Origin of the sequence: Plesiomonas sp. ZOR0011 (assembly GCF_000800945.1) — a bacterium.
Classification (GTDB): domain Bacteria; phylum Pseudomonadota; class Gammaproteobacteria; order Enterobacterales; family CAMTGL01; genus Plesiomonas; species Plesiomonas shigelloides.
On sequence record NZ_JRKB01000092.1, the window covers coordinates 51,685 to 62,741 of the forward strand.

Genomic DNA, 11,057 nt, shown 5'->3' on the forward strand with positions numbered 1-11,057 from the left:
CACGCAATAAAAAGCCCGCAATAGCGGGCTTTTTTACAGCGCTTCTCAGTTAGCGCTGTGGATGGACGGAGACCGTCTTATTCTACGCGCAGGATCCGGCAGGTGTTGGTGCTACCGATAGCGCCCATTTCGTCACCTTGCGTTACCATCACCAGATCGCCAGCCATCAGGAAACCTTTGTCCTTCAGCACGGAAACCGCTTCTTGCGCCGCTTCGTGGCCAGAAGTATGGGTATCAAAGAAGACCGGAGTCACACCGCGGTACAGCGCCGCCAGATTCAGCGTAGACTCGTGACGAGACATGGCGAAAATTGGCTTGCCGGAGCTGATACGGGACATCATCAGCGCAGTACGACCTGACTCGGTCATAGCGATGATAGCGGTAACCCCTTGCAGGTGGTTAGCGGCGTACATGGTGGACATCGCAATGGTCTCTTCGACGTTGTCGAAGGTGCGATCCATACGGTGGTTGGAGACGTTGATGCTTGGCATCTTCTCCGCACCCAGACATACGCGCGCCATTGCTGCTACGGTTTCTGCTGGGTACTGGCCTGCTGCGGTCTCTGCGGACAGCATCACGGCATCGGTACCATCCAGCACAGCGTTAGCCACGTCCATAACTTCAGCACGGGTTGGCATTGGGTTAGTGATCATGGACTCCATCATTTGAGTCGCAGTGATCACCGCGCGGTTCAGGCTACGGGCACGGCGGATCAGTTTCTTCTGCACGCCTACCAGCTCTGGATCGCCGATTTCAACGCCTAGGTCACCACGGGCAACCATCACGACATCAGAAGCCAGGATCACGTCATCCATCGCTTCATCGGTGGCAACGGCTTCTGCACGTTCAACTTTAGCAACGATCTTGGCGTTGCAGCCTGCATCACGCGCCAAACGGCGAGCATAGTTCAGGTCTTCACCGGTACGTGGGAAAGACACCGCCAGGAAATCAACATTGATTTTCGCTGCGGTGATGATGTCAGCTTTGTCTTTCTCGGTCAGCGCTTCTGCGGACAGACCGCCACCCAGCTTGTTGATGCCTTTGTTGTTCGACAGTGGGCCACCTACGGTGACTTCAGTGAAGACTTTAACGCCTTGCACTTCCAGCACTTTCAGTTGAACGCGGCCGTCGTCCAGCAGCAGGATATCGCCAGGTACTACATCGTTTGGCAGACCTTTGTAGTCAATACCGACTTGTTCTTTATCGCCTTCGCCTTTTGGCAGATCAGCATCCAGCAGGAATTTGTCGCCCACATTCAGGAAGATTTTACCTTCTTTGAAGGTAGAGACTCGAATCTTAGGACCTTGCAGGTCGCCCAGAATTGCAACGTGTTTACCCAGTTTAGCGGCGATTTCACGCACTTTGTTGGCACGCATCAGATGGTCTTCAGCGCTGCCGTGGGAGAAGTTTAGACGAACAACGTTAGCACCGGCGGCAATGATTTTTTCAAGATTATTGTCGCGGTCAGTTGCTGGGCCGAGTGTGGTAACGATTTTGGTTCTTCTGAGCCTTCTTGACATGGATAACTCCGTTATATAGTCGCTATACGATGCTGCCAGGCAAGGACAGCAGATTCGTCGTAGTCAGCGGAATGCGATAATCCGGCATGCCAATCGGAGGTTATCCACGATAGCCTGATGGCATGATGACTCCGTTTATTATCGCACTTTGCATGAAACTTGCGTTAGTGCTTTCATGCGGATTCCGTTGCGGTACATCAAGGCGAAGTACCGCAAAATGTGCAGTGATTATGCATAAGCATTCATGCACGCACCCTTATATCAGGCGGTAGGACCTTTTTCAAAGCGGGAATCGCGCAGTGCATCTTTAACTCGCTTGAGATTATCGCGGAATTTGGCGCCTCGGCGCAGTGTAAAGCCGGTGGCCAGAACATCAATCAGTGTCAACTGTGCGATACGCGAGGCCATTGGCATATAAACGTCGGTATCTTCAGGGACATCCAACGTCAGAGCCAATGATGCTTCACGCGCCAGCGGAGAGCCTTCCGAGGTAATGGCGATGACGGTGGCATCATTTTCGCGCGCCAGTTGCGCCACTTCCACCAGACTTTTGGTTCGGCCGGTGTGTGAGATCAGTACGATGACATCATTTTCGCTGACATTCATGCAGCTCATGCGCTGCATCACCACATCATCGAACCACAACACCGGCACATTGAAGCGGAAGAATTTATTCATGGCGTCGTGCGCCACCGCAGCAGAAGAGCCTAAGCCGAAAAAGGAAATTTTCTTGGCTTGAGTCAGCAGATCCACGGCGCGATTGACGGCGCTGGTGTCTAAACTGTTTTTGGCCACTTCCAGACTCGCCATGGTGGATTCGAAAATCTTGGCGGTGTAGGCCTCGGCGGCATCATCTTCTTCCACGTTACGGTTTACGTACGGGGTACCGTTGGCAAGACTCTGAGCCAGATGCAGTTTAAAATCAGGAAAACCTTTGGTATCCAGACGACGGCAAAAGCGGTTTACGGTCGGCTCACTGACATCCGCCATTTTGGCCAATGTGGCAATACTGGAATGAATGGCAGTTTGGGGAGAGGCAATGATGACTTCGGCAACCTTGCGTTCCGATTTGCTAAAATGCTCCAAGCTTTTCTGGATTTTTTCCAGTGTGTTCATGCGGATACCACGCGCTGTTTGGAATGTAACTGAAATCCGTAATCCCCGAGATTCGTGGGAATATGCTGAAAATATACTACCAGAGGTAGTGGGTGCACAGCGTTGCAAAATCCGAATGATCGTATTTTTTCGTCAGAATATGACTGATGTCTAAAAATAGCGTGTATGGAAAGCACAGTGAGAGTGGTTGTTTTTATGGCTGACAGCGATTTATTGAGCGGCAAGTTCGGCGCGATGCAGCAGATCCGATTTGCCGGCTAGCGGTTTACTGCGCGAAATAAGTTGGCTAGCATGGCTGTGGTAAAAAAATTACATAGCCGGTAAACACGGCTTAAGGACTAGACAGATGGTATCAAAAGCACAGGCCTGTGATTTGGTTCTGTTCGGCACCAAAGGTGATCTGGCGCGCCGCAAGCTGCTGCCTTCCTTATATCAATTGGAAAAAGCAGGCTTACTGCATCAGGATACCCGCATTATCGGGGTCGGTCGTGCGGAGTGGAGTCAGGACGAGTATCACGACTTTGTTCGCAATGCGCTGGAAACCTTTGTAAAAGAAGAAATTGCACCTGCCGTTTGGGAAGTGCTCTGTCAGCGTCTGCATTTTTGCAATCTGGATGTGAATAACGAGGCCGATTTTGCCCAGCTGGCTGCGCTGGCGGAGAGCAAAGAGCAAGTGATGGTGAACTATTTCGCCATGCCGCCAATGACCTATCCGGCGATTTGCCGTGGTTTGGCCGCCGTTGGTCTGAACAAGCAACCTCACCGCGTGGTGATGGAAAAGCCGATTGGTACCAGTTTAGAGACCTCGCGCCAGATCAATGATGGCGTAGCGGAATATTTTGATGAGTCGCAGGTCTACCGTATTGACCACTATTTGGGCAAAGAAACGGTATTGAACCTGTTGGCTCTGCGCTTTGCTAACTCCATTTTTGCCTCAAAATGGGATAACCGCACCATTGATCAGGTGCAAATTACCATCGCCGAAGAAGTGGGGATTGAAGGCCGTTGGGGTTACTTTGACAAAGCCGGTCAGATGCGTGACATGGTGCAAAACCACCTGTTGCAAATCCTGACAATGATTGCCATGTCGCCACCGGTTGACCTGACCTCTGATCGTATCCGCGATGAGAAGGTGAAAGTCTTGCGTGCACTGCGCCGAATTGACCACACCAACGTCAATGAGAAAACCGTACGTGGCCAGTACACGGCCGGTTTTGTGCAAGGACAAAAGGTGCCTGGCTATCTGGAAGAAGAGGGCGCGAACAAGAGCAGCAACACGGAAACCTTCGTCTCTATCCGCGTGGACATCGATAACTGGCGTTGGGCAGGCGTACCGTTCTACTTGCGTACCGGTAAGCGGATGCCAGCGAAGTGCTCTGAGATTGTGGTGTACTTCAAAAACCCACCACTGAACCTGTTCAGTGACTCTTACAAAGATCTTCCACCGAACAAGCTGACCATCCGTTTGCAGCCGGACGAGGGCATTGAAGTTCAGATCCTCAATAAAGTGCCGGGTCTGGATCACAAGCACCGTTTGCAGACGACTAAACTGGATCTGAGTTTCTCCGATACCTTCAGTGGCGAGCACATTGCCGATGCTTACGAGCGTCTGCTGCTCGAAGCAATGCGCGGCATTCAAGCACTGTTTGTACGCCGTGATGAGGTGGAAGAGGCGTGGAAGTGGGCTGACTCCATTATCGAAGCTTGGGCTGCCGATAATGAGCCGCCAAAACCGTATCAGGCTGGCACATGGGGCCCAGTGGCATCCATCGCCATGATCACCCGTGACAACCGCTCGTGGAGCGAATTCGCCTGATTTGAATGAGCGTGGGCACAGTGATGTACGACACTGTGCCTATCGGTCAGCCAACGCTGACCCCTAGCAAGGAGAACATGATGGCTATATCGGTACCGGTATTTAAAGAGTTCGCGGATGCGCAGGCGCTTAATAGCCAGTTGGCTGAGCGTATCGCTCAAGCGCTGCAACAGGGTGTGGATGAGCGTGGTGCTGCCAGTTTGGTGGTGTCCGGCGGACGTACCCCGATTGCGCTGTTTAGCGAGCTGAGCCAGCAACGCATTGATTGGAGCCGCGTGTATATCACGCTGGCTGATGAGCGTTGGGTGGATGTGCAGGATGAGTCCAGCAATGAAAAATTGGTGCGTGCCCATCTGCTGCAAGGTTTTGCGGCGTCCGCACATTTTTGCGGTCTGAAGAATGCTTATTTGACCCCGTTTGCCGGTGCGGCGCTGACTGCGGAGCGTCTGGCACATCTGCCGCGTCCGTTTGATGTGGTGATTTTGGGGATGGGCGAAGACGGTCACACCGCGTCACTGTTCCCTGGAGCGGAAAATCTGCCCGCGGCGCTGAACATGTATTCCGGTCAGCTATGCATGGGCATGACGCCGCTGACCGCGCCACTGGATCGCATCACCTTGACCTTGCCAGCGCTGCTGGCCAGTCGGCAGATTTACCTGCATCTGGTGGGCGCGTCGAAGCGGGTGGTTTACGAGCGTGCGTTACAAGGCGATGATGTTAACGAGATGCCAGTGCGCGCCGTGTTGGGCCAGACCCAAACGCCAGTGGATGTGTACTGGACGGAATAAGACTGATTAAGAATCGAGTTTACCCGTTGCTATCAGTGAGCAATATCCGTTATCAAAATGCCGCATTGCGCGGCATTTTTTTCGTGTTTTTTACCTCGCATTTTTTACCGATGGTATACGGGTATACGACGGTTCAGGAGGGCTATTCCGTCCGCGGTTTTTGTAGCAACACCACATCCTTACGAGGAATCTCACACTGCCATCCCCACATCTGTGCCAGCGTCATGAAGGTTTCTGCTTTGTAGAACACCACATGGGTGGGGTCACGGCGATAACTCCAATTCGCAAAACGGCTGTCATCGGTCTGAAAACAGGTCATTAGTGCGAGCCAACCACCGGGGCGAACCAGTGAGCGCAAAAGCGCGAATTCTTGCGCGGGGGCATAAAAATGCTCTGCCACTTCGGTGCAGGTGACAAAATCATACTCACGGGCCAGCGTTGCCCGTTCGGGGTGAAAATAAGGGTCATACTTATGCATGCGAAAACCGGCTTCTTCCAGCATTTGCGCCAATAACGGCCCCGGCCCACAGCCAAAATCCAATCCTTCAGCGCCCGGTTGCAGGCGATTTTGTAACGGCTCGCTGATGCGGGTGAGAAAGTCGCGATACCCACTGTCGTGCAGATTATTTTCATGCAGCTGATATTCGGCTAACTCTGCCTGCGCACAGAGATGATGCTGGCTATCGAGCCATGTCGCCTGACAGTGTTGGCAGCGCCAGTAGTGGCGGCCATCAATTTGCTGAAACGGGATCCCGGCTGACGCCTCACACACACAACACGTTTTCATTTTCTTGCCATAATTCGAAGACACGCTGCCTACTATAACTGACTTCATGGCTGGCGCAGAGTGTTACAACTTGACGATAGGGAGGGATTTGCATGCCGGTAGGGGAAGTGTTATCACTGAACACAGGTACATACGGGCAGCACGGTCATGCTGTAGTGAGGCATTTATGAGCAAAGAAATTGCCATTATCGGGCTGGGCTGGCTAGGAATGCCGCTGGCTATGGCACTGCAGGCGCAAGGTCAGCATGTACTGGGCAGTAAAACCACACAGGATGGCGTGGATGCAGCCCGGTTAAGCGGTATCGAGTGTTATCGTTTACAACTGACGCCAGAACTGGACGCGGACGATGACGATGTAACGCATCTGCTCGCGGCTCAAACGTTGATCATCAATATCCCGCCAGGTCGACATAATTGCGATGAGCTGTTTTATATCTCGGCGGTGCAGAATTTGGTCGATAGCGCCTTAGCGCAAGGGCAAGTGCAGCATATTATTTTTGTCAGTTCGACGTCGGTGTATGGCCGCGGTAAAGGGGCGGTGACTGAAGCGTCGGGATGTTATCCAGAAACGGCATCGGCGCGGGCGCTGCATGAGCTGGAAAATTGGTTGCATGCGTTGCCGGGTGTGCGCGTCGATATTCTGCGCTGCGCCGGTTTGGTCGGCCCTGGGCGACATCCGGCCCGTTTCCTGGCCGGACGGCAAAATCTAACCGATGGTGCGCAAGGGGTGAATTTTGTGCATCTGGATGATTGCATCCGCGCTATCGCGCTGTTGCTGGAATGCCGTTTACCACAGGGGCGTATTTACAATTTGTGTGCCCCTGAGCATCCGATCCGCTCGGTGTTCTATCCGCTGATTTCACGCTCATTAGGCGTCGAGCCACCGACCTTTTTGCCGGATACCAACGGTAAAATGCGGGTGATTGATGGCAGCTTGATTTGTCGTGAACAGGGTTTTAGCTATTTATATCCAGATCCCGCGCAGATGCAGTTTTAAGTTGGCTGTGCCTGTGCGAGCAATAAAAAAACCGGCACCTTGGATAAGGTAGCCGGTTTTTATGCCATTTAGGCTTGGCTAAACAGCGATGGAGCTTAAATGAGGGCGGCGATTAAACGAGACTGGCCCACAAATCGTATTCGTCGGCGTGCTCTACTTTCACGCGGACAATATCGCCTACATTCAGGTTCGTTTCACCGTTCAGGTAGACCGCACCGTCGATTTCTGGTGCATCGGCCATGCTGCGCGCGACCGCGCCTTCTTCATCCACTTCATCGATGATCACCAGCATTTCGCGGCCAATCTTCTCTTGCAGACGCAGCGCAGACACTTCCTGCTGGACTTGCATGAAGCGGTTCCAGCGGTCCTCTTTCACCTCTTCCGGAATTTGATCCGGCAGGTCGTTCGCGGTTGCCCCATCGACTGGGCTGTACTTGAAGCAGCCGGCGCGATCGATCTTGGCTTCGCGCAAGAAGTCCAGCAGCATCTCGAAGTCTTCTTCGGTTTCACCCGGGAAGCCGACGATGAAGGTGGAACGCAAAGTCAGCTCTGGGCAAATCTCACGCCAGCGCTTGATGCGCTCCAACGTGCGCTCCACAGAGCCCGGACGCTTCATCAGCTTCAGCACTTTCGGGCTGGCGTGCTGCAGTGGAATATCCAGATAAGGCAGGATTTTGCCTTCTGCCATCAATGGGATCACGTCATCCACATGTGGATACGGATACACATAGTGCAGACGCACCCACACGCCCAGTTTTGCCAACTGCTCACACAGTGACAGCATGCTGGTTTTCACTGGCTGGCCATTCCAAAAACCCGTCCGGTGCTTTACATCGACCCCGTAGGCCGAGGTATCTTGCGAAATCACCAGCAGCTCTTTCACGCCGGATTCCACCAGACGCTTGGCTTCATCCAATACCGAGCCAATCGGCCGGCTTTCCAGATCACCACGCAGTGATGGAATGATGCAGAACGTACAACGGTGGTTGCAGCCTTCAGAAATTTTCAGGTAAGCGTAATGACGTGGCGTCAGTTTAACGCCGGTTTCCGGTACCAGACTGGTAAACGGATCATGCTTTGGCTTCGGTACATATTTATGCACGTGGCTCAGCACTTGCTCATAGCTATGCGGGCCGCTGATCTCGAGCACTTTCGGGTGCACTTCGCGGATTTGATCTTCTTTCGCACCCAAACAGCCGGTCACGATCACCTTGCCGTTTTCATGCAACGCTTCGCCGATGGCTTCCAGCGATTCCTGTACGGCGCTGTCGATAAAGCCACAGGTGTTCACGATCACCATGTCAGCATCATCATAGCTTGGCACCACATGATAACCTTCGGTGCGCAGCTCCGTTAAAATACGCTCAGAGTCGACCAGATTTTTCGGGCAACCCAGTGATACAAAACCAATACGTGGCTGTTGCATGCTATTACGCTCACAAATCATTCAAAGAGGGAAAAACGCCGGCGATTCTACACAGGATCGCCGCGTTTTTCTAATGCTAACTCAGTCTGTTTCCGGTTCGCGTTGCCGATAGCCGACGCATTAATGGCTTACATCGGGAGGGAGGCTGCTTTCTGTGTTTTCCCGAAACAAGGTGACTTGATTTTTGCCGAGCGCTTTAGATTGATACAGGGCAATGTCAGCTTGTTTAAAGGTCAGGTCAAAACTCTGCTCCGTGCAAGCACTGACGCCGATAGACACGCTGATCCGCAAACCGTTAATCGGCGTTTCGGCGATGGTTTTCCGGATGAACTCAGCTCGCTCTTGAGCAACCACCACATTATCGGTATACAGCACCAATAAGAATTCCTCTCCGCCCCAGCGGATCAGCAAGTCATCTTTACGGGCGCAGCGTTGAATAATTTCCGCCATCCCACGCAAAATTTTATCGCCGGTATCGTGACCATAGTGATCATTGATGGCTTTGAAATCATCAATATCCATCAGGATCACGCTATAGCAATGCCGTAAGCTGTGCTGTTTGCGTTGGAAATAGCTTCGATTATGTAGCCCCGTCAGTTTATCCCGAAATGCCACCCCTTTAAGTTTAAAGTAGGAGTTAAACAACAACGTCGCGAGCGTTGCAATCGCTAAACTGAACAGCAGATGATGCCAGCTATCCGGCGTAAAGCGCGGGTTATAAATGTATTCCTGCGTGGTGATGCAAGGAATATTTAATGCCATCCCTTTGCTATCACTCAATTGGAAATAAGTATTATTCTCTTTATTAAATTTGCGAATCTTGTAAGCAATGAAATCACTATTTAAATCAACAATTGCCAGTGCGGAAACTTTTTTCTTATCAAAGATCGGCATAAAAATACTGAGCATTTGCTGGTGTGAATATTCCTCTTTATAAACTTCTGATGTGCGGATATCACAAAATAAAAGGCTCTCATCAAACTCTTCGGCTAGATGATATTTTTTTAAAATACCGAGGCTTTCTGGATCTTTTGCCAAAGAATTCAGAATGGCTTGGTAATGAGGGCGATACGGAGTGAAATACCCATATTGGCCGTTTTTTTGCACTAATGATAATAAATGTGTGTGATTATCACTTTCAAGATCCAGCAAATTTTTGATTTTATTGAGCGATTCGTAAAGCTGGGGAACCGCATGGTGCTGCGGGTTGACCACTAAGGTAACGCCATCTTCAGCGGTGATGATGGGCAAATTAGGATTGCTGATTGCCGCTGAATTTGAAAAAGCCACTTTTACTCGGCGTAATGTCGAGTACATTTTCAGGAAAGATAAATTAATTTCATTATGCAGACGTGACATCATGTAGATATCACGTACTTGTTGTTCCGAATGGAACAAAACAGCACTGATTGAAAATGTTACAAAAAAAATAACAATGCGATATACCATGATATAAATACAAAAGGTTAGTTTTTCATCAATATGGCTGTTGTTTGGTTATGTTATAATCAATCCGAAGCTAGTGGTATAAGGATCAGAATTCTACTGCAGAGCATATCGTTTTCTTCTCTTTCTGTGCTCACGATGCTGCCTGATTGATTAAACCACTTTGTCACTTTTTTGTGGCATGAAATACCATAATTCGTGATTACGATAGCATTAATTTAAATAAATGAGGCGCTATGACGTGTGAATTAGTACTCGTCCGCCATGCCAAATCTTCATGGCGGCATCATATGGCATCCGATTATCAACGGCCACTGGCTAAACGTGGATTACGCCAAGCCACATTGATGGCGCAGCGCCAAGCCTTTATTCATGAGGATGCGTTGTTACTTTGCTCTCCCAGTGTACGGACGATGCAAACTGCGTCTTTGATGCTAGAAGGCAAGCCGGCCTTGCAAGCCAGATTACGGCTCGCGCCTGAGTTGTATGAAGCCACATTGCCGCAGCTGTTAAAGCTGATCACGGCCACGCCTGACTCGGTGCAACAGTTGGTGTTGGTAGGCCATAACCCCGGTTTAGCCGATCTGGTCTTGCATCTGACCGATAATGAGCTAATTAAGTTCACCACCGCGATGCAAATTCGGATCACGCTGCCTAACTGGCATCAAGCCGGCAATGGTGCGGGAGTCTTAACGGATGTGATTTATGCCGAAGAGGGCGAGATTGGCTAACGCGATGGCCGTGCATATTCGGTACAGCGACTCGGCTGGCATTACGTGTACCTAAACATTACGTGTACCTAAAATAGTGCAGCCAAAAGCAATACAAACAGAATCAAACTGATAGGGATGAAAAGCGAGGGAAAAGTTAACGGATGAACGGCAGGAAGAAAAACGCCCGGTAACTGGGAACCAAAGATTACGTTACCGGGTTATCCTCTAAACTCAGGGGACATCAAAGAAAAAGCAGTGGCATATACTCAGACTCTGCTTTGCATCGGAAGTTTCACGTCAGCATCAAAAAATCTCATTTTTTTCGTCTTTTTCTTCAGTTTCTTTAGTGCGGGTTTGGGGCCGGCGGTTCCGGTGTGGTGGTAGCGAGCTTGTCGTGCGGTGTCATTACAATGTTGCGTCTTCCTTCCTTCCTTCCTTCCTTCCTTCC

General features: G+C 50.9%; 10 protein-coding genes. 4 read left to right on the top strand and 6 right to left on the bottom strand.

All coding sequences use genetic code 11. The features are described from left to right. Positions 1-77: 77 nt before the first annotated feature. Positions 78-1,520: a pyruvate kinase gene (gene pyk / locus L975_RS15630; RefSeq protein WP_010864214.1), complete on the bottom strand. Its 1,443-nt coding sequence runs from the start codon at positions 1,518-1,520 to the stop codon at positions 78-80. A gap of 261 nt (positions 1,521-1,781) precedes the next feature. Beyond that, complete coding sequence (locus tag L975_RS15635) at positions 1,782-2,636, bottom strand: MurR/RpiR family transcriptional regulator (protein WP_010864213.1); 855 nt, start codon at positions 2,634-2,636, stop codon at positions 1,782-1,784. A 346-nt stretch (positions 2,637-2,982) separates the two neighbouring features. Here L975_RS15635 and zwf point away from each other — a divergent pair, with 346 nt between their 5' ends. Then, complete coding sequence (zwf, locus tag L975_RS15640; RefSeq protein ID WP_010864212.1) at positions 2,983-4,452, top strand: glucose-6-phosphate dehydrogenase; 1,470 nt, start codon at positions 2,983-2,985, stop codon at positions 4,450-4,452. Positions 4,453-4,532: 80 nt separating this feature from the next. Continuing rightward, a complete protein-coding gene (gene pgl / locus L975_RS15645) occupies positions 4,533-5,240 on the top strand; it encodes a 6-phosphogluconolactonase (RefSeq protein ID WP_047709259.1) in 708 nt (235 codons plus the stop codon). A 142-nt stretch (positions 5,241-5,382) separates the two neighbouring features. On the opposite strand, the gene L975_RS15650 is transcribed toward pgl, so the two are convergent. After that, complete coding sequence (locus L975_RS15650) at positions 5,383-6,027, bottom strand: class I SAM-dependent methyltransferase (protein ID WP_052181538.1); 645 nt, start codon at positions 6,025-6,027, stop codon at positions 5,383-5,385. Between the two features lie 166 nt (positions 6,028-6,193). Here L975_RS15650 and L975_RS15655 point away from each other — a divergent pair, with 166 nt between their 5' ends. Further along, complete coding sequence (locus L975_RS15655; RefSeq protein WP_010864209.1) at positions 6,194-7,024, top strand: SDR family oxidoreductase; 831 nt, start codon at positions 6,194-6,196, stop codon at positions 7,022-7,024. 112 nt (positions 7,025-7,136) lie between these two features. Here the strand turns inward: L975_RS15655 and rimO are convergent, their stop codons facing one another. Together rimO and L975_RS15665 are read right to left on the bottom strand one after the other, a co-directional pair. Next, positions 7,137-8,450 carry a 30S ribosomal protein S12 methylthiotransferase RimO gene (gene rimO, locus L975_RS15660; protein ID WP_010864208.1) on the bottom strand — a complete coding sequence of 438 codons (1,314 nt, stop codon included), beginning with the start codon at positions 8,448-8,450 and terminating at the stop codon, positions 7,137-7,139. Positions 8,451-8,570: 120 nt separating this feature from the next. Beyond that, positions 8,571-9,812 (bottom strand): GGDEF domain-containing protein, encoded by a 1,242-nt coding sequence (locus L975_RS15665; protein ID WP_177326656.1) that lies wholly within the window; start codon positions 9,810-9,812, stop codon positions 8,571-8,573. A 320-nt stretch (positions 9,813-10,132) separates the two neighbouring features. On the opposite strand from L975_RS15665, the gene L975_RS15670 reads away from it, so the two are divergent. Further along, a complete protein-coding gene (locus L975_RS15670) occupies positions 10,133-10,627 on the top strand; it encodes a histidine phosphatase family protein (RefSeq protein WP_052181539.1) in 495 nt (164 codons plus the stop codon). 248 nt (positions 10,628-10,875) lie between these two features. Here L975_RS15670 and L975_RS18480 read toward each other — a convergent pair. Continuing rightward, on the bottom strand, positions 10,876-11,057 hold a 182-nt coding region (locus tag L975_RS18480; RefSeq protein ID WP_047709262.1), incomplete at its 5' end, for a hypothetical protein.